Annotated in this window: 19 protein-coding genes and 1 tRNA gene; 9 read left to right on the top strand and 11 right to left on the bottom strand. The window is 49.5% G+C overall.

Going from position 1 to position 19722, the window contains the following annotated elements; genetic code table 11:
- Nucleotides 1–40: 40 nt before the first annotated feature.
- Nucleotides 41–111, top strand: a tRNA-Gln gene (locus tag B0I18_RS04680).
- A 114-nt stretch (nucleotides 112–225) separates the two neighbouring features.
- Here B0I18_RS04680 and B0I18_RS04675 read toward each other — a convergent pair.
- The gene (locus tag B0I18_RS04675; RefSeq protein ID WP_106521475.1) at nucleotides 226–1743 is read right to left on the bottom strand and encodes a S41 family peptidase; all 1518 of its coding nucleotides are present in this window, start codon (nucleotides 1741–1743) and stop codon (nucleotides 226–228) included.
- A 381-nt stretch (nucleotides 1744–2124) separates the two neighbouring features.
- Here B0I18_RS04675 and B0I18_RS04665 point away from each other — a divergent pair, with 381 nt between their 5' ends.
- Nucleotides 2125–2880 (top strand): hypothetical protein, encoded by a 756-nt coding sequence (locus B0I18_RS04665; RefSeq protein WP_106521473.1) that lies wholly within the window; start codon nucleotides 2125–2127, stop codon nucleotides 2878–2880.
- A gap of 94 nt (nucleotides 2881–2974) precedes the next feature.
- Here the strand turns inward: B0I18_RS04665 and B0I18_RS04660 are convergent, their stop codons facing one another.
- The 4 genes from B0I18_RS04660 to B0I18_RS04645 form a co-directional block, all read right to left on the bottom strand.
- Entirely contained in the window at nucleotides 2975–3763 is a 789-nt protein-coding gene (locus B0I18_RS04660) for a hypothetical protein (RefSeq protein ID WP_106521472.1), read from the bottom strand.
- A gap of 12 nt (nucleotides 3764–3775) precedes the next feature.
- Nucleotides 3776–4624, bottom strand: coding sequence for a toll/interleukin-1 receptor domain-containing protein (locus tag B0I18_RS04655; RefSeq protein ID WP_106521471.1), 849 nt, complete (start codon nucleotides 4622–4624; stop codon nucleotides 3776–3778).
- A 99-nt stretch (nucleotides 4625–4723) separates the two neighbouring features.
- Nucleotides 4724–6751 carry a M1 family aminopeptidase gene (locus B0I18_RS04650; RefSeq protein WP_106521470.1) on the bottom strand — a complete coding sequence of 676 codons (2028 nt, stop codon included), beginning with the start codon at nucleotides 6749–6751 and terminating at the stop codon, nucleotides 4724–4726.
- 51 nt (nucleotides 6752–6802) lie between these two features.
- Complete coding sequence (locus B0I18_RS04645; protein ID WP_106521469.1) at nucleotides 6803–7600, bottom strand: helix-turn-helix domain-containing protein; 798 nt, start codon at nucleotides 7598–7600, stop codon at nucleotides 6803–6805.
- Between the two features lie 165 nt (nucleotides 7601–7765).
- Here B0I18_RS04645 and B0I18_RS04640 point away from each other — a divergent pair, with 165 nt between their 5' ends.
- A complete protein-coding gene (locus tag B0I18_RS04640) occupies nucleotides 7766–8188 on the top strand; it encodes a lysozyme inhibitor LprI family protein (protein ID WP_106521468.1) in 423 nt (140 codons plus the stop codon).
- A gap of 195 nt (nucleotides 8189–8383) precedes the next feature.
- Here the strand turns inward: B0I18_RS04640 and B0I18_RS04635 are convergent, their stop codons facing one another.
- From B0I18_RS04635 to porG, 4 genes are all read right to left on the bottom strand, one after another.
- Nucleotides 8384–8902, bottom strand: coding sequence for a GNAT family N-acetyltransferase (locus tag B0I18_RS04635; RefSeq protein WP_106521467.1), 519 nt, complete (start codon nucleotides 8900–8902; stop codon nucleotides 8384–8386).
- 202 nt (nucleotides 8903–9104) lie between these two features.
- Nucleotides 9105–10085 carry an electron transfer flavoprotein subunit alpha/FixB family protein gene (locus B0I18_RS04630; RefSeq protein WP_106521466.1) on the bottom strand — a complete coding sequence of 327 codons (981 nt, stop codon included), beginning with the start codon at nucleotides 10083–10085 and terminating at the stop codon, nucleotides 9105–9107.
- A 53-nt stretch (nucleotides 10086–10138) separates the two neighbouring features.
- Complete coding sequence (locus B0I18_RS04625) at nucleotides 10139–10882, bottom strand: electron transfer flavoprotein subunit beta/FixA family protein (protein WP_106521465.1); 744 nt, start codon at nucleotides 10880–10882, stop codon at nucleotides 10139–10141.
- A 171-nt stretch (nucleotides 10883–11053) separates the two neighbouring features.
- Nucleotides 11054–11932, bottom strand: a complete 879-nt coding sequence (gene porG, locus B0I18_RS04620) for a type IX secretion system protein PorG (RefSeq protein WP_146146653.1) — start codon at nucleotides 11930–11932, stop codon at nucleotides 11054–11056.
- A gap of 246 nt (nucleotides 11933–12178) precedes the next feature.
- Between porG and B0I18_RS04615 the strand changes: the two genes are divergently transcribed.
- The 6 genes from B0I18_RS04615 to B0I18_RS04590 all read left to right on the top strand — a co-directional run bounded on the left by B0I18_RS04615 (nucleotide 12179) and on the right by B0I18_RS04590 (nucleotide 16689).
- Nucleotides 12179–14158, top strand: coding sequence for an alpha-ketoacid dehydrogenase subunit alpha/beta (locus tag B0I18_RS04615; protein ID WP_106521463.1), 1980 nt, complete (start codon nucleotides 12179–12181; stop codon nucleotides 14156–14158).
- Nucleotides 14159–14311: 153 nt separating this feature from the next.
- Complete coding sequence (rpmH, locus tag B0I18_RS04610; RefSeq protein WP_106521462.1) at nucleotides 14312–14467, top strand: 50S ribosomal protein L34; 156 nt, start codon at nucleotides 14312–14314, stop codon at nucleotides 14465–14467.
- Nucleotides 14468–14496: 29 nt separating this feature from the next.
- Nucleotides 14497–14952 (top strand): ribonuclease P protein component, encoded by a 456-nt coding sequence (gene rnpA, locus B0I18_RS04605; protein ID WP_106521461.1) that lies wholly within the window; start codon nucleotides 14497–14499, stop codon nucleotides 14950–14952.
- A gap of 18 nt (nucleotides 14953–14970) precedes the next feature.
- On the top strand, nucleotides 14971–15189 hold the full coding sequence (gene yidD, locus B0I18_RS04600) for a membrane protein insertion efficiency factor YidD (protein WP_106521460.1): 219 nt from the start codon (nucleotides 14971–14973) through the stop codon (nucleotides 15187–15189).
- Nucleotides 15190–15238: 49 nt separating this feature from the next.
- Complete coding sequence (locus tag B0I18_RS04595; protein ID WP_106521459.1) at nucleotides 15239–16078, top strand: sulfite exporter TauE/SafE family protein; 840 nt, start codon at nucleotides 15239–15241, stop codon at nucleotides 16076–16078.
- An 89-nt stretch (nucleotides 16079–16167) separates the two neighbouring features.
- Complete coding sequence (locus B0I18_RS04590) at nucleotides 16168–16689, top strand: ferritin (protein ID WP_106521458.1); 522 nt, start codon at nucleotides 16168–16170, stop codon at nucleotides 16687–16689.
- 1 nt (nucleotide 16690) lies between these two features.
- Here B0I18_RS04590 and B0I18_RS04585 read toward each other — a convergent pair whose 3' ends face one another.
- Both B0I18_RS04585 and B0I18_RS04580 read right to left on the bottom strand, forming a co-directional pair.
- Nucleotides 16691–17443, bottom strand: coding sequence for an SDR family NAD(P)-dependent oxidoreductase (locus tag B0I18_RS04585; protein WP_106521457.1), 753 nt, complete (start codon nucleotides 17441–17443; stop codon nucleotides 16691–16693).
- Between the two features lie 22 nt (nucleotides 17444–17465).
- The gene (locus B0I18_RS04580; RefSeq protein WP_106521456.1) at nucleotides 17466–19397 is read right to left on the bottom strand and encodes a T9SS type B sorting domain-containing protein; all 1932 of its coding nucleotides are present in this window, start codon (nucleotides 19395–19397) and stop codon (nucleotides 17466–17468) included.
- Nucleotides 19398–19722 lie beyond the last annotated feature (325 nt).

The raw sequence follows: 19722 nt of genomic DNA, 5'->3' as shown, positions 1-19722 counted from the left end.
ATAAAAAAGTGTTTTACCTTTGCACTCCCCAAAAGGAACTAGAATTATAGTGTAACGGTAGCATACCAGACTCTGACTCTGTTGGTCATGGTTCGAATCCATGTGATTCTACAACACAAAACCCGCTCTTCGAGCGGGTTTTGTTGTTTTGGGCTCTGTTTACGGCCCTTAAATCGTATTGATCTCTCCGGTTAGCATTTGAAGATGCGCTTATCCCTTCCCTGGCTATTTATGTTGCGTCTGTTGTTTCGAAATTAAACCGAGGACAAAAGAAAGCTGCGCGTCATGGTGCAGGGCTATGTCTTTTTGTGTTTCCGGGATAACATAATCCGGGACAATACCCTCATCCTGCCTGGCAGTTGCAGGCGCCTGCCAGATGATGGGAATATCGATTTCGATTTTCGAATAGGGCAGGTTTAAGAGTAAAAATTTACCTCCGTTCAGGCCCTGCTTTGTTCCTCCGGTCTGCTCCCCCACAATGCTCCCCCTGTGTGCTACCTGGAAGATATCTGCGAGTGTAAAAGTTGTGGAACTATTGTTTGAATTGGTTATTAAAAATACCTTCCCTTTAAAAACACCCGGTTTGGGGTTAACAGGGCTACAGGGTTGCCGTATGGCTTCATTCCGTTCGTACAAACCTTCTGATGTCATCGTATATTCCTTTGCATTTTTAGGCTGCTTGGCTTCTTTTTCCCATGTTTTTAAGTAAGGCATTAGCGTGTCTGGTATGCTCAGAAATCTATACAACCTCCTGGTAGGATTTTCGCAACCAAATGGCTTATCGATTATATAGGACAGCAGTTCGTCCCGCGCCTCATCATCGCCACCTTCATTGCCCCTGATATCTATGACCAGATTTGGTGTATGATTTCGTGCCACTGTTTTAAAAACACTGTCCAGGTACTTTTTGTAATCAGTTTTCCATTCCCATGTTTCAAAATCTCCGATCCTGAAATAGGCAGTTTCAGGATTCAGTGATCTGAACGTCCAATTTTCTTCGTGTATCGGGATTTTCCCGAATCTTGAAACGCAAACCAACTGCCGTTGTTTCTTCGACAGCGACCTGACCGTTATCATGCGGGACTTGCCTTTTGAGGATTTTATCCCGAAACGATAAGTAGCTGTATCAAAATTCTGAGGAAAAAAGAGCGGGAAAAATATATCGAACATCGAATAATTACTGGTGTCAATATCTATAGGGACAATATTCATATTGTCTGACTTCTTTCCCGGCCCGTTGTTGCCATCGGAACGGCTTACCGTCCACAGACTATCAAAGATCGTATGTACCGCAATACCATTAATACTGATGATTTCATCTCCTTCCCTGATCCCGGGATGCTCAGACAGGTTATGCGTGATGATAAATTTCTTATCGACTACCCGGTATAAAAATGGGATGTAGGACTTAGAAAAATAATCGTCGATGACTTGTTTTTTTTGATTCCAGGGATTCAGGTAAGTGTGGCCGCATTTTATTTTCGTCACAAATTGAGACAACAAAATAAAATACGCATGGTCCGTTATTGGGCCCGATACCTTTTGCAGCAACTCGTTTACGTATTGATCGATTTGCCCGGGTGTGTTATAACGGTATAATCCGGGGTGCAAGCTGATCAGCGACTTTTGAAGCAGTATAACTTCCTGCCTGCGCTGATCGGCTGATATTTTAGCATTAATTTGTTGTCCCGTTACCTTTAACCCAGTAACAAGTAAAAGGATGATCAAAGCGAGTCTTTTCATGGCCAATTTATAGGATTATAAAAATACTAATATTATCCGTCATTAGCGGCATTGTCCCGGCCAAGGATCATTTAATTTCTTAATACATTTTCTCAAGGCAAGATTGCACCTTGGCCTCACAGATCAACCTCGGCATCTTATACACCCCATGCCTGCAACAGCTTCCGGACGCGCACATATGCTAAAGGCGCATCCGGGAACATTGTCGCAGGTACCCCTCAACAAATGCCGCATTCCCGGAGGCTCCCGCCGGAATCCTGTAATCTCCGGCCCGTTGTTCTTTCAAAATACCCAGCAGTAGGTACATCCCGGCATATCGTCGCAGGCTAATTTTACACATGAAAATATTTTCTATCATACAATTATCAAACAACAAAAACAATGAAGAAAAATCTTTATTTCACCTCTGTCTGCCAAAGAAGAAACCCCATTAGAGAAGCGCTGCTTAACTTTTTCCTGGGCATCGCCTCTTACCCAAAGCTGCTGCTCGAAGTCTTTATACGCCGTGACATGGGCTGCCGCTATTTCAATCTTTTCCCCGTAACTGTGATTGGCCTGTTCCTGATTATTTTCCCCCTTTTCATGGCGTCAATGATGCACGGGGCCGACTGGTCTGATATCATGGCCCTCAACTGGGGCTGGTATCTTTTTACAGCAGGATTTTTAATATTCAGCTACTTCCGCTACCAGGAGTCTAAATATTATCCCGACGAGAAGCATATGCGGTTCAGCCGCTCGACCGGCAAGCTGTTGCCCTTCGTTGAAAATATAGGCCTTGGCCCGGCCAGAAACCGGACCCGCATACAGGAGACTTTCGTCGAACCGCTATTGGTCATTGGTGTTGCCATCCTCTTTTATATCGTTAACCAGTACACTATCGCAGCTCTTCTCTTTTGTTGTGCGCTTATCTATTGCCTGAGTTATATCGGGATTTATGGCCAGGGTGATGACTTTGTACTGGACAAGATAGACGAGCTGATCTGCGCCGAGGATATGGCAGATGCATTTAAACATGGTATAACAACAGCGCCTTCCGGCTTCCGTTTCTTTGGTTACAGGCCCGAATCGACAAAACTGCTCGAAGATCTTTACGAACGCATGCTTGTAAATTCAGATTATGTGACCGAAACCTACTAACCGGTAAATACCAGGCCAACGTTATACAAAGCAAGGCGGGACTGATAACCAGTCCCGCCTTTTCGCTGCCCGCCTATATATAAATATGCGCTGCCTATCCGCCCCTGCTCTCGATTATCCGCCTGCGCAAGGCCATGATGGTATATTCCGCATCCGATGCAGGCGTAATTGTATTGTCATCCTGGATTTCGCGGTCCAGGAAATAATTAATGGAAATAACTTTACCATGGGCTGTGTATATAGCCAGGTTTCGTACCCCTTTTATCGGGATCTTTTTGATGCCATATACAAAAACATCACCGGATCTGCCTGTTTCCACGGTGGTAATATTCCGGTACAGGATTTCTTTTGTGTCCTCTGCCAGAATCTTCCCGCTACGAAGATCAAAAGTGCAGCGGTAGGTAGCAACGTGATGTTTCGTCAAAAACAATAAAAGAATATCATGACGATCAAAACGCAGCACACGGTCCCGGCCCGGCGCTATGTGGGATTGGAGATCAGGGCCATCGATCCTCAAGGGGTTTGCACTGATGTCGTCCTCCTCGAGCCCTAATCTCTTTTTTGCCATACCCAGGATCATAGCATACCCATCGACAAGCCATGCGTCCATATCCATATCCGTAGCTTTAGGCTCGGCTTCGTTAAAATCAAGACGATATTGCCTCGCGATTTGATAGAGTTTGGCTCCTACCCAGCATAAGCCGCCCCAACCCGCAATTATAAAAAGCGTACCTCCCTCATTGGCCTGTCCATATCCTTTGTGTATCAGTAATAATGAAACCCCAGTCATTAGTATCCAGATCTTTTTGTCCGGTTTGCGCGGTGTTTCTATAAAGTATTTTGCGACTCCCGTTCTGCGGCTTTCGTTTGAAGAATAATCCATGCGGCGCCTTATTTAATATGCTAAAAATTGTTGGAACCGGCTGCGTTCCGATTCATCGATATGCATAACGAGTACCAGGGCCTCTTCCCTGACCAGGACGACACCATCTACCAAAGCTTCGATACCCGGCGCAGGTACGATAAAACCATTACCGGCATAATAACTCTGCCTGATGATCGCCAGTAACAGGCTGATAAAACCCGTTTCCTTCGTACCGGATACCGGCAGCAGCATAGCTTCTAACCGCTGTACCTCCTGCAGCGTCATTTTCCGGATCTTTCTGCCGCCTATGGTCGCGAGTGCCAGGTAAAACCAACCATCGCAGTTATCCGGATCGATCTCTGTGTATTGCGCCAAAGTAGCAACCGACCTGTTATATTTCCTGTCATCCAGCAGCTTCACGCCGTTGTAAAAAAGCAGTTTATCTGTAGGGAGGTTCAGACCGGGGAAATGCTCCTGCAGTTTTTTGATCACTTCCTGTAACACCCTGCAGGCAGCAGGATAAAGGTTATGATGAGCAGCTTTCACGTATTGGATACCTTCAAGATAATAAGAAAGATCGGGACGGTATCTGGAATCGTCGAGCCGGATAATAACAGTCGGATGTTGCTTGTTACGTTGCCGGATTTCCCGGATTATATCGTCGGAATGATTACAATAATCGGAGTAGATCAATACAAAGATCCTACTGTTACGGATAGCATGAACGAGCTGGGTTTCAAAAGGCGGGTCCATCACGATACCGTTGCTCCCGGAAAGCGCCATCCAGCTTTTCAGCTGGTTGGCCTGGAACAGATCATGCATATAGGTGGCAACATTGCGGTCGGGTTGCGTATAGCTTATAAAAACATCGTGCAGCATAATTTTGATAAGGGATTACATATCAGCAATGCCACAAACGTAGCCTGAATAACAGGCAGTTTCTATACCTAACCATGGGTAATTTTTGCCCGCAACGGTTTAGTTTTTCTGCGCGGGCATACCGGCCGTTTTCAACTGACCGATCAATGTCTGCATATCGTCCTGCCTGTCATACAAGGCATCTGCTTTAAGCGCCTGGTCGCAGGCCCAGAGCAATAGCGCGGCGTCTCTTTTACGCTGCGCGATCTGCGCGATCCGGTAATAGGTATAGGCCAGCAGCTCGGGCGAACGAACGGCGCAACGCAACGCGTCCTGGTAACAGGAAAGCGCCTCCTCTTCTTTACCAAGTATCCCTTTAATACGGCCCAGGTTATACCAAAGGTGAAATTCGGTACCGTAACGATCTTCGGGGAATCCGGCCTGCAAGTAAGACCAGGCCAGTGTTTCGGCCGCTTCTGGTTTTTGTTCGGCACGGAGCTGTTGTACACGCTGCACCTTGCTCAGCTCCCTGGCCATAGGCGTCAATGTGTCGTCCCAGTGGATTATCTTAAAATACGGATCGAGCTGTACGGTTGTAACGCGGCCCGGTACAGGAAACCGCAATAAAGTTTCGCGCCCGCTGATCCATACCTGTTGCAGTATACGTTCGCCACCGGCACAGGTGATCAGCACATCCAGGGGCAGGCGGTAGCTGCTGCCTGTTTGCGTAACCGTGAGCAGGAGCTCGTCCTGCGATTGTTGCCAGGCCGTGTTCCAGGCGGGGGCGCCGGTACGGTCGAACCATTGACTGTAGAACCACTGCAGACTACCGCCATGCGCCGTTTCGAGCTCCTGCAGGAAGTCTTCCCAACGCAGGCCGGGTACACTATACTGATCGGCGATATGCCGTAAGGTTTTATGGAATGTTTCCTTCCCCATTACCCGGGACAACAGCTCCAGCACCAGGAATCCTTTACTGTTGCCGATCGTATGCCCGTTTGCATCGGTCAGTTCTGCGAGTGGAGCATCGATACCTGCCGCCGCATTTTTCAGGTAGCCCAGGCCACATTGATCGGGGATATAACCCGGATACCCCGTTTTCCGGTACAGGAGCGCCTGCGCACTGTCGAAGTGTTGTACCACCTGCAGGGAGCCGTATTGCGCCAGGCCTTCGCTTAACATTGGTCCGCCTTTAGTCCCGCGCACAAGCACTTTATTGCCCCACCACTGGTGGGAAAACTCATGGCCGAAAAGCGCGTAGTTAAAGCGTTTCATGGCATGCGCCGGCATTACGATCCCACCCATGATGCTGGCCCCGCCGATACCCGTGCGCTCGGACACCTCATCCGGGAATTCGATTACAGAGAAATGGGGAATAGCCAAAGGACCGAACAGGGATACGAGATAGTTAAGTACTTCCGACGCTTTTACAGAAAGCTCCGCGACCTGAGTTTCGGGATCCATGCTGAAGTAGTAAAACGGGATCGGGCCCTTTACTTCCTGTCGCCGGTAAGCGCCGATATACAACGAAAAAATATCGGGCCTTGCATAGCGGAAATCGTAGGTAACCGATTGCCCCTGCATTGTAGTGCTCTGACTTGCAGCCGCCATCACCGCCACCAGCGGCTTGGGCAATACAACCTTGATATGGGCAGTACCCCGCATTACCTCTTCTGCACCCGTGCCCGTAGCAGCGGAAACCTGCGGGTACCATGCCGATCCGTAACCACCCGCCATACAAAAAGTAGGGTCTATGTAATACTGGAATGCAGGCGCGGCGCCACGTTCGTACCGGTAATCGAATTCCAGGCGCGTACCGGCAGCAAGCCTTTTTAGAAACCGGAACCGGTAAACCCTGTCGCCTGTTTCGTTGGTGGATGTATCGATACCGGCAAGCTGCCCCGAAGGGCATTTTAAGCGAAGTACAGGCGGGGCTGCACATTTGTGGAGCGTAACAGATAGGGTATCTGTAGCCGAAGGGCCCGCCAGGAAAGACATGGAGCCATTTACAGAAAATGTCTTACCGGCAAGATTTGCCCTGACTGTTAACTCGTAATGCAGGTCCTGCTGCGCAGCTGCCAACAGCGGACAGAATACGGCAAGACATACCAGGATGCGGTTCTTCAGTACACGGATAACTTGGCCCATGATTTTTTATTGCAAATAAAGGGAAGGAGAACCGGTAAAAATTGTACCCTATTAACTTTTCAGGGACGCACGGAACCGGTGCGGGGAGGTAGGATAACAGGCCCGGAAAGACCGGATAAAGTGAGCCGCATCGGTAAAACCCGTTGCATAGGCGATAGAAGAAACAGACTCGCGGGTACGGAACAACAGCTCCATTGCCTTGCCCAGCCGCATTTTCAGCCGGTATTCGCCCGGCGTAATACCTTCGCGCTCTTTAAAGGCCCGGGCCAGGTATACCGGGTGCACATGTACCCGGGCAGCCAGGCCGGTAATAGAATAGGGTTGGTCCAGCTCCTCTTCCAGGATGTGTTTTACCCTGGGCAACCATAAAAGCCGGGCGGGTATTTTCTGTACGGTTTGCGCCGCGAGCCAGTTGAGTATATACTCATCCTGCAGGCCATCGCCCAGGTCCTGTATAAAACAGTACAGCAATTTGTACAGGTATTCGAAAGTGCCGGCGGGATAAACAGCCATAACCTGTGGCAGCACCGGCTTTTCGATCAACGCCTGTATGGCTTCCGGTTTGAATTCTATATTCAGGCAACTGCCACCGCCGGCCGCAAAATGATTGGCATGATCGTAACCCGCAGGCCGGAAGATCAATTCGCCCGGGAGCAGGTCCTGTTCTGCTTTCCGGTTCATTTCCCGGTAGACCCCATGGATCAACAGGCTCAGGTAAGCATTTTCATGATAATGCTTACCGATATCCGTAAAAGGATCGTAACGGGTAATGTTCAGTTTGAAACACATCCCCTCCTCCTGTTTACGTTCTATCCCGTAATAGGTGCCCGATGATAAAATGGTAGACATAGCTCCCTACAAGGTACGACATAAGAGGGAGGAGGCCTAATAGGCGGCTACGGGGCAGTTATACTACACTTATTTCCTGGCCATTGAAATTATCATTAGCCGTAATAAAAAAAACTTCCCCGCCATGATGGGCATTTATAAAATGCATAAATTTCAAAAAAAGTCATGAAGACGATACTTGCATTAACCTGCTTTTGCTTAATCACCATGCTGGGCTATGGTCAGACACAATACGAATTGAACCAGATTGCATATAAGGGCTATCTAAAGGCTGAAAAGCAACTGAACAACAGTTACCAGGCAATATTAAAAGCCTATAAAAGCGATACGGTATTCATCCGAAACTTTAAAAAAGCGCAAAAAATATGGTACCAGCTTCGCGATGCGGAAATGGACGCCTATTACCCCGAACGCGCGGACGAGCTACAAGGAAGTTCGGCCCCGATGTGTTGGAACCTGCATAAAACAAACCTGACCAAAACCCGGATCAAAGCATTAAGGATGTGGTTAGTCGGGGTGGAAGAGGGGGATATATGCAGGGGAACCCCTAAAGCTAAAAAGGCAAAACTTTACACCAACAAGAAGTGACAACCCTCGTAGCACGTTTACTTTGCTTCCATTTTTTCAAATAGCCCAGGCCTGCCGTTACAAAGCCGCATATGCGGCGGCCCGGTTGGTTGCCGTTTGTCGGGCATAAGAAAAAGCCGGAAGCTCAGGATGACACCAATAATGTTATTGGTGTTCCCGGAATTACTGCACCCTCTTATCTTACCGGCAATATAACTACCCCACCTGCCTTACCAGGAATACCTTGGGATGTTTGTGTTTCATACGCTCGCGGTCGGCGGGGATCTCGCCTACTTCCAGCCAACCGGTTTCGCGGGCCATTTTACGCGCGGCTTCGTTCTTTTGTGCAATAAAGGCGATGATATATTCCAGGGTACTGGCCTCGGCTTCTTGTACCGCATGGCTGAGCAGGGTTCTGCCCAGGCCCTTCAGCCGGGTAGCCCTTGCGATATAGGTACTGCTTTCGGCATAGGTATCCTGGCGGAATGGATTATTGGAGAATTTGACCAGCGACTGCCAGCCCACTACCTTGTTTTCAGGATCGACGGCTACCCAGAAGTTGAAGATGCCCTGGCGCTCCCGGAAATTGGTATGGAATTTTTGCCGTACTTCTGCTTCGCCGAACTCGCCCATATCGAACGAGTTTTCGATGCCTTCGAGCCATATATTAAAGATGCTATCGAAGTCGCTGTCGTCCGACAGCCTTATGGTAATATCCTGAACGGGATGAAGCATAATATAATAAGGTATATAACGTTTTTGGGTATGCCCGCAGATAAGCAGCGCATAAAATCCCGCAAAATTATAACCGGCTTGTTACCTGGCTGTAACCAACCAGGCGCCGTCGCATTATATATATATTATTTTTCCCGGTTCATAAAAAAAGGGACCGCATGTCTAGACTGCAGTCCCTTTCCCTATCTTAAGCGCTAACGGATTAGTTATGCGCGGCTTTGAATTTGTTTACCGCTTCAGTAAGCTTAGGCAGTACTTCGAAAGCATCGCCTACCACACCGTAATCGGCAGCTTTAAAGAACGGCGCTTCCGGATCTTTATTGATCACCACGATCGTTTTAGAGCTGTTTACACCCGCAAGGTGCTGGATAGCGCCGGAGATACCTACGGCTACGTACAGGTTCGGACGGATGGTACCGCCGGTCTGTCCTACGTGCTCGTGGTGCGGACGCCAGTGTGCATCGGCTACCGGGCGGCTACAAGCCAGGGTTGCACCGAAGGCTTTACCCAGGTCTTCGAGGATACCCCAGTTTTCGGGACCTTTCAGGCCACGGCCGCCGGATACCACCAGTTCCGCCTCGCTCAGCGGGATCTCGCCTTTTACCACATCTTCAGCAACTTTGGTAATACCGAAGTCGGCATCGCTCAGGCTTACATTCAGGGCTTCGGCGGCAGCGGCGCCTTCGCCTTTTTTAGGTGCAAAGGTATTCGGCACCAGGGCAATGATTTTCACGTCGGAAGTGATCTTTACATGTGCAAAGGCCTTACCGGAGAATACGGTTTTCTTTACCACGAAACCGTTGTCGGTCTGCGGGTAGTCTACGGCGCCGGAAACCAGGCCTGCTTTAAGCTGGGCTGCCAGGATACCGGCAACGGCTTTACCGCTTACGTTATAGGAAACGATCACTACTTTAGCGCCGGCCTGCTGTACGCCTGCAGCAATCGCTTTGGCATAGGCACGGGCACTGAAATTATCGAAACGGGCATCGTTCAGATGCAGCACTTTGGTAGCGCCGTACTGACCCAGCTGGTTAATTTCCTCGTTGCTTACAGTACCCAATACTACTGCAGTAACATCGCCGCCACCGATACGCTTAGCGGTTTCAGCAGCATAATTTACGGTTTCGAAGGCTTTCTTTTTGAAAGAGCCCTGGGTATGGTCGACAAATACTAATACTGACATATCTTATTTGAATATTGAAAATTAAAAAATTGAATGGTTGTACTCCGGGTTGATTAGATCACTTTGGCCTGGCTGTGCAGTGCTTCTACCAGTTCGTCCATCTGGTCGACGGTGAACAGTTTCACACCGGTTTTAGCCGGTGGCAGATCGTAAGCTACGATCTCGGTCAGCGCGGCAACGGCAGTAGGTTCAACAACATTCAAAGGTTTGGTACGGGCAGCCATAATGCCGCGCATGTTGGGGATACGGGCTTCGGCCATACCTTTCTGGCAGGAAATTACCAGGGGCAGTGTAGCGGTATCGGTTTCTTCACCGCCTTCGATCTCGCGTTTTACGGTTGCAGTAGTACCCGCAACATCGAGGCTGGTAGCGAAGCCGATGAAGTTATGGTCGAGCACACCGGCGATGGTAGCGCCCACAGAAGCATTATTATAGTCGATAGACTCTTTACCGGCCAGGACCAGGTCGTAGCCTTTATCTTTTGCAAATGCAGCGATTTCGGAAGCAACTACAAAAGTGTCGTGGCTTTCGGTATTGATACGGAAAGCCTGATCGCCGCCCAAAGCCAGTGCTTTGCGCATAACGGCTTCGGCGCCGGCATTACCTACGGTTACCAGGTGCACTTCAGATGCAACGCCTGTTTCTTTCAGCTCCAGTGCACGCACCAGTGCATACCACTCGTCGTAAGGGTTGATGATATAAGTAACTCCCTGTTCGTTAAACTTGGTGTTGTTGTCCGTAAAAGCAATTTTTGCCGTGGTGTCTGGCGCCTGGGCGATACAAACCAGTATTTTCATGAAACTGAATATTTAATCGATGATTATTAGAAATGTGCGCAAATATAAATAACATTACTTATCCAAAAGTAAAATTAGCGTCAAAAAAATGAACGATCGTTCATTTTTCGGAACAGATCAAAAAAAACAAGCCCGGAGCAGGCTTGTTTTTTTAAGAATCTGGTATCGTGTTTACCTCCTGCCGAAAATACGGGGGCATTTGGTCTGGATATATTTTTTTACGTTGCCGAAGGCGTCGAAGTAAATCGTTGCGGAGAGGCCGGCCGTCCAGTACCAGTCGTTGCGTTTATAGTCGCCGCGCTGGAACTTGTAGTTGGGATAGTTGCCGTCCCAGTTGCGCTCCATATTACCTTTATAGGACATGTCGACCGCTTTCTGACCTTTGTAAGCCAGGAGGGTATCCATGCTTACATAAGAACGGCTTACGTCGTCCAGGTAGTCGGTGGTGGTATAACGAAGACCTACTTCCGCAGAGAGCATAACCGTGTTACCGATAAAGCATTTGATACCGCCACCGAAGGGGAACATGGCATTTACCAGCGGGTATACCTTACGATCGGGATACTGGGGCAGGCCCTGACCTTCGGTGCTCATATCGCGCAGGATGATCTTATTGCCACCGGCATCAAGAGAGAACGGACGGCCATAGAAGGCGCCCACACCTGCAAACACGTAAGGGGTTACCTTGAACTTTTCCATGTCTATCGGCAGGAAGTTCAGCTCCAGCGCACCATACATTTCCACGATGTTATTCGTGAAATCGAGGTTACGGAGTTTGTTGGCTTTAATATCCGAAAGACTGTCGGCAGCAGTGATACTCACATAAGATGCCCCGAAACGGAAGCCCAGCCTTGGATTAGGGAAATACTTATAGATAATGCCACCGCCAGGCCTGTAGGTCCTGGAATTGGACGCACCTGTCGGTACCCATTTCGTTTGAAGATCGCCATAGTAATTGGCAGCTCCGACCCACAACCCTATTTCGTGGTGTTTCTGAGCAGATGCTAAAAACGGTAAGGCACACATGAAAGAAAGTAATAGTCTTTTCAAGGCAACAATTTTAATATGAATTAATACAATGCTGTTCGGAAAGCAGTTCCAGAATTAATAGCTGCTTAACAAAAGACGTACAAATATAATTTTTAGAATTGAAAAACAAAAAGAAGCCCGATATTTTTTTAATCCCGCATCGTGTTGCGTGTAAAAGCTATAGACATCCCTTCCCTTCTTTTTACCACGGCATTTTTTGATACACCCAATGGAAAACTCCTATACCTTTGCGCAAATTTCGAACTTATGCAATTTACCCGTAAAGGCTTTTCTGACGATTTGTTACGTGAACTCTACCAGGAAATCGTAAAGCCGCGGATGATAGAAGAAAAAATGCTGATCCTGCTGCGCCAGGGCAGGGTAAGTAAATGGTTTAGCGGTATCGGCCAGGAGGCCATTGCCGTGGGTGCTACCATGGCGCTCGATGCAGACGAATATGTAATGCCGCTGCATCGCAACCTGGGCGTGTTTACCGTACGTAAAATGCCTTTCTCCAAATTGTTCCTGCAATGGCAGGGCCGCAAAGAAGGTTTCAGTAAAGGCCGCGAACGCTCTTTTCACTTCGGCAGCAACGAGCATCATATCTGCGGTATGATCTCGCATCTCGGTCCGCAGCTGGCCATTGCCGACGGTATTGCGCTGGCCCATAAGCTCCGGAAAGAAGATAAAGTATCCCTGGCCTTCTCGGGCGATGGCGGCACCAGCGAAGGCGACTTCCACGAAGCCCTCAATACCGCCGCAGTATGGGGCCTGCCCGTTATCTTCCTGATCGAAAACAATGGTTACGGACTCAGCACCCCCTCCAACGAACAGTTTATCTGTAAGCAGCTTGCCGATAAAGCCATAGGCTACGGAATGAAAGGCATTACCATCGACGGTAACAACCTGCTGGAAGTATACCAGGCCATTAAAGAAGCCCGCGAATACTGTATCAAAGAACAAAAGCCGATCCTGGTTGAGGCCATGACCTTCAGGATGCGTGGCCACGAAGAGGCCAGCGGCACTAAATATGTACCGAAAGAACTGTTTGAAACCTGGGGCAAAAAAGACCCGGTTAAGAACTTTGAAGACTTCCTGCTGCAGGAAAAAGTATTGACGCCCGAACGGATCGCTGCTATACGCGAAACCATACAGCAGGAAATCGAAACAGGCCTGGAGATCGGTTTTGCCGCCGCGCCGGTTGTACCCGATACTGTCGAAGAGGTGGCCGATGTATACCAGCCCTTTACCACTACGAGCACCGACCTGGCCCCGCTTGCCAAAAGCGAAAAGAAAATGATCCAGGCCTTGAGCGATGGTATGCGCCAGGCTATGGAAAAACACGATAACCTGGTGCTGATGGGCCAGGACATTGCAGAGTACGGCGGCGCCTTTAAACTGACCGAAGGCCTGGTAGACCTCTTTGGCAAATCGCGTGTGCGTAATACCCCGCTTTGCGAAAGCGCCATCGTAGGCACGGCGCTCGGCTTATCCATAAAAGGCTTTAAGTCGATGATGGAAATGCAGTTTGCCGACTTCGTAACCGTGGGCTTTAACCAGATCATCAATAACCTGGCCAAGATCCACTACCGCTGGGGCCAGAATGCCGATGTGGTGATCCGTATGCCTACGGGCGGCGGTGTAGGCGCAGGCCCGTTCCACTCGCAGAGCAACGAAGCCTGGTTTACCCATACGCCGGGCCTGAAAGTGGTGTACCCCTCCACGCCCGAGGATGCCAAAGGCTTGTTACTGGCCTCGTTTGAAGACCCGAACCCGGTTATCTTCTTCGAGCACAAAATCCTGTACCGCAGCATCAGCGGTCCGGTACCGGACGACTACTATACCGTGGAGATCGGCAAGGCCCGCCAGGTACAGACCGGCGAAGACCTGAGCATTATTACCTACGGCAGCGGCGTACACTGGGCTATGGACTATGCCGCCAAACACCCCGGGCTGTCGATCGACATCCTGGACCTGCGTACCCTGCTCCCGATCGACTATACGGCCGTAGAAGCATCCGTAAAACGTACAGGCAAAGTACTGCTGCTGCACGAAGATACCCTGATCGGTGGCCTGGGCGGCGAACTGAGCGCCTGGATCGCAGAACATTGCTTCGAATACCTGGATGCGCCGATCGTGCGTTGCGCCAGTCTTGATACCCCGGTGCCTTTTGCCATCGAACTGGAACAAAACTTCCTGGCCAACAAAAGACTGGATGAAGCGGTAGCGAAGCTGACCCGTTATTAATACCCCGGCAAAACACGAAGAAAAAATCTTTTTGTTATTCCGGAAATATCTTATACCTTTGCATTCCTTTTTAAAAATGAACCCGGCTTCGGGGTTATTGTATTAATTGTTGAACCTCGTCCCTGTAAACTGGGATTTGTTAATTAAGATTTTATGAAACGTACGTATCAACCATCTCGCCGCCGTCGTAAGTCTGTTCACGGATTCCGTAAGCGTATGGAATCAGTCAACGGCCGCAAAGTATTAGCTTCCCGCCGTAAGAAAGGCCGTAAAAAACTGACTGTTTCCGACGAGCTGCGCCTGAAATAAAAAATTCAAAGCATTAAAACCCGTTATTCTTGAGTACAACCCGTATTCATCAACGGTTCACGCTGCAAGCTGTAGAACGGCTAAAGCTGCGTAAACAAATTGAAACGCTTTTCCAGACCGGAGAGGCGTTTTCTGTTTTCCCTTTACGGGTGGTATACCAGTACCTGCCCGAAAGAGGCGAAGCGGAACCCTCCCCCGTGCGCATAGGTTTCAGCATTCCCAAAAAAAGGCTGCGCAAGGCGGTACAACGCAACAGGGTACGCCGCCTGCTGAAGGAGGCCTGGCGCCTGCAAAAGCATGCCCTCTACGCCCAGGTACCGGCCACGGCCCAGCTGCACTGTTTTTTTATCTATACCGGCAACGACCAGTTTACCTTTCCCGATGCGGAGAAGGTGGTAAAAAAAGTAATGGGCCGCTTGCTGCGTATCGTAAACCCTGCACCGGAAAGCGGGCAGGGAGAAACAGCTGCAGGCGCTAACGCCTGATTACCTATTTTTGCACCTATGATCCGCAAGATCTTCATCTTTATCATCCGGCTTTACCAGAAGTTCCTGTCACCTTTCCTGGGGGCGCAATGCCGCTATACGCCTACCTGCTCCCAGTACGCAGTAGAAGCCCTGCAAAAGCACGGCGCCTTAAAAGGCGGCTGGCTTGCCTTCAAGCGCATCCTCTCCTGCAACCCCTGGGGCGGGCACGGGCACGACCCGGTACCTGATAAATAATAACCGTATTTTTTATGGGGCTGGCAGTTAATTTGTACTTTCGCATCTCATGTCTATTGCTCTCTTTTCCCTCATTACGTTTTTAGGATCGCTGCTGGCGGGGCTGCTGGGCGCCCTTACCGGGCTGGGCGGCGGTGTGATCATTATTCCCCTGCTTACCCTCGGGCTGGGGGTAGACCTGCAATATGCCATCGGGGCATCGCTGATCTCGGTGATTGCCACCTCTTCGGGTGCGGCATCGGCTTATGTAAAAGAAGGCATTACCAATATGCGTATCGGTATGTTCCTGGAAGTGGCCACCACGCTGGGCGCTGTAATAGCCGTGGTATTGCTGGCGCGCTACCTGCCTAAAAATATTATCGGGATCATCTTCGGATTTATCCTGCTGTTCTCCGCCTTCATGTCGACCCGTAAAAAGGTAAACCATGAAACGCATGTCCCATCGGGCTATTGGGCCTCGACCTTTAAGCTGAACGGTACCTATCCCGGCCCGAACGGCGAACAGCACTATACTGTGCTGAACGTGATCGGCGGGTTTGTAATGATGTTTTTTGCCGGTATTATGTCGGGGCTGCTGGGTATTGGTTCGGGAGCGCTGAAGGTATTGGCCATGGATAACATTATGCGCATTCCCTTTAAGGTATCCACCACTACCAGTAACTTTATGATCGGGGTAACGGGAGCGGCCAGCGCTGTCGTGTATTTCCAGAAGGGTTATATCATACCCGGTATCGCGGCACCGGTTATGCTGGGTGTACTGATCGGGGCTATGCTCGGCGCCAGGATACTGGTAAAGGCGCAGACCAAATGGCTGCGCATCGGCTTCGCGATCGTTGTTACCTATCTGGCTATCCAGATGATCTATAACGGCTTTAAAGGCATAGTATAAGGCCTTTTGCAGCGGCAGCGCTTCCTGTGCTGTCTTGCCGGATAACTTTTTTATACTATCTTAGTATTGTACACAAAAACATGATAAACATGCTGTCAAAAACTATTCAAGAAGCACTGAACAGGCAGGTAGCTATGGAGGCAGAATCCTCGCAGGCTTACCTCGCTATGGCCTCCTGGGCGGAGATCCAGCCGGGTCTCGACGGTGTAACCGACTTTTTCTACAAACAATCCGACGAAGAGCGTATACACATGCTCAAACTGATCCGTTACATTAACGAACGCGGCGGATTTGCCGTGGTGCCTGCACTGCCCCAGCCTAATATTACGTTCCAATCGCTGAAAAGAGTGTTCGAGGAGTTACTGAAACACGAGATCAAGGTTTCGGAAAGCATTAACGAGATCGTGGACCAGGCGCTTAAAGAGAAAGATTTCTCTACCCACAACTTCCTGCAATGGTATGTATCCGAGCAGATCGAAGAGGAAAGACTGGCCCGCACGCTCAATGATAAGCTGGAGCTGGTAGGCGACGACAAAAGCGGCATTTACCTGTTCGACAGGGACATTATGCTGTTCCGTACCGCTGCCGCTACGCCAAGAGGCGGCGCATAAATCAGCGGCTCACTTTATAAATACTGTTTGCCTGCTGGGTGCAGGTAATCGTCATATCGTTGATACACACATGAGGAGGCAGTGTCGCACAATAGTAAACGGCATCGGCTATATCCTCGGCACGCAGGGGCAGGAAACCTTCATACGTTTTTTGCGCCTGCGTTTCATTTCCCTTAAACCGTACGATCGAAAACTCGGTTTCCGCCATACCCGGGTTGATCGCCGTCACTTTAATGTTATAAGGCAACAGATCGATACGCATGGTTTGTGACAAGGCATCTACCGCAAACTTAGTGGCGCAATACACATTGCCGTTCTGGTAGGCTACTTTGCCCGCCGTAGATCCGATATTGATAATATGCCCCGAACGTTGCGCGCGCATCAGCGGCGCTATGGCACGGGTTACATACAGCAAGCCCTTTACATTGGTATCGATCATGGTATCCCAGTCGTCGGTATCGCCTTCTTCTATACTGCTCATACCCAATGCCAGGCCGGCATTATTGACCAGCAGGTCTATGGTACGCCACTGCTGTTTTACGGTGTCTGCCAGGGCAGCCACAGCGGCTTTATCCCTTACATCGAGCGTACTTACCGTAACCGTCACACCCTTGTTTTCTTCCAGGTCTTTTTTGATGGCCTCCAGGCGGTCGGCCCTTCTGCCCGTGATCCAGAGCTGGTTACCGGGAACTGCAAATTTTTCCGCAATAGCCTTTCCAAAACCGGATGTTGCGCCGGTAATAAATATATTCATGATCTTTTTATGATTTCAGGTTTTACCGGATCACCATCACATCGCCCCTGCGGTCGACGCGGTTGCCGTTTACGTCGGTTACATTGATCACCCAATAGTACACGCCGAGTTCTACCGGCGCACCATTGAACTGTCCGTCCCAATTCGGCGCATTGTTATTGATCGACTCGTAGACCCGCTGGCCAAACCGGTTAAAAATGTAGAAGTAATTGATCCTGGCATAACCTACCAGGCGCGGTATCAGCACGTCGTTAATACCGTCGCCGTTGGGCGAGAAGGCATTGGGAATGAAAATGTGCCCGAAGTTTACGACCTGTATATTGATCGTATCGGTGGCCTCACAACCTTCGTCGCTGGAGCCATGCAGGATATAGGTATAGGTACCCGTATCGGGGAAGTTAACGGTCGGGTTGGCAATATTCGGATCGCTGAGGTAATCTGTTGGCGTCCAGCGGTAATGCTGGCTGCCCGTACCGTTCAGGCTATAATTGTACCCGAATACGATAATGGTATCGTTACCGGCAAAAGGATCGAAATACCGCATCGGCAGGGTTTTGGTCACCGTATCGCGGCAGCCGAGTTTGCTGCGCGAGATCAGGGTAACCTGCTTTTCGCCGCCCGGCCTGGCATAAACATGGACCGGGTTCTGCTGGTCGGAGGTACTGCCGTCGCCGAAATCCCAGTTCCAGCTTACTACAGGCGGATAGGTAGCTACGCTTGAATCGAAGTACTGGATCGGTTCGCCCGGGCAGAGCTTGCCATTCCATACAAAATCGGCCCTGTATTCGGGATAAATCTTTACCAGGCGGGAAATGCTGTCGGGACAGGTAGTACCTGCATTTACCTGCAACCGCACGATGTAGGTGCCGGTATCGGGATAGGTAAAGGAGGGGGCAAATTCGGTAGAGGTAGCGCCCGGCACGCCAAAATCCCACAAATAGGTAAAGCCGCCCGTACTGTTGTTGATAAACTGTACCGTTTTGCCCTTGCATTGCACCGTGAAGGTATTGGGCTCGTCGGCCAGCTCGGGAATATTGGCGACCACCGCTTTGGAGCAATTGGTAACGACAAACTGTACATCGCGGGAACTCGTATTGATGATCGCGCCATTACGCCATTCGCTTACGCAGACGGTAACAACGAAACGGCCTATTGTGCCGGGCGTTCCGGTCATCAGCCCGGTTACCGGGTTGATCTGCAGGTCGGGAGATCCTGTCATGGGCCTTGTTGCGGAATAAGGCGCCAGGTAGGGAACCGATGGAAACGGCGGGGGAGAAATGCCGCCGCCGGAGGGCGCCGGGTTGGTGGCCATACCGCCCGGGTGCGCGGCACAAAGCCGGTACGACAGGGAATCGCCATCAGGATCTATAGCGGAGAAATCGTAAACAAAAGGATTTTGTGCACAGATGATCTGGGGTGGCATCGATTTGAATACGGCGCTGTTGTTGGGACACTGGTCGCCTAAAAACGGCGGGATCTGTGCGGAATAGGTTACCCCCACATTACCGGGATTCGCGATATTGTTGATCGCTGCATTACGGCAGCAACGCTGGTATACGATATCGTAACCGGTACTGCTGGGCGGCAGGTTGACGGTAAACTTGAATACCTGTTTGCGCATACAGGTATTCGGGAAATTATTAATACACTCATTACTGAAATTGGGTGGAACGGTTTCGGTACTGAAAGCGCTTACATTACCGCTGGTGTATAATATTGCGGGATTACCGGAGGTGTAGATTGCATACTGTGCCGGGTTATCCTGTTGTATAGCAACAGGTTCGCCGTAAAGACAGTCCTGGTAAAGGGTCAGGGTTACTTCAAAATTATTGCCGCCAATGCACCGGTAGGTGACATCACCGCCAATCATATGCGAAGCGTGGACCAAAGCAGGAACAAGCATCATCCACAATAAGACCCCACTCCTGAAAACCTGCTTTAATAATCTGTTCATTTGTCCGGTATACTTAAAATTCTTGAATTCTTTACCTACTTGCTACAAAGATAAGACAGTATTGTTTACGGTCTGGTTGGTAATAAGTAAGTTAAAGGTTAAGGATTAGATAAAAGTTAAAATACATCAAAAACAATTATTTACCGTTTTTAACATCTTAGCTCAAAGAAAGTGCTTTCAACTGAAAATACATTTCAGAATTCACCCTATCTGTTATTAAATTGTTTTTTCTGTGAAAATACCTTAATATTACCCAACCTTTAAATGTAGGCAACAAGTCATTAACCAGAATTAGTGCAAACTGGTGTTAATTAAAAATTCTAAC

Origin of the sequence: Taibaiella chishuiensis (genome assembly GCF_003014535.1) — a bacterium.
Classification (GTDB): domain Bacteria; phylum Bacteroidota; class Bacteroidia; order Chitinophagales; family Chitinophagaceae; genus Taibaiella; species Taibaiella chishuiensis.
This window is presented reverse-complemented; position numbering and strand designations above follow the sequence as displayed.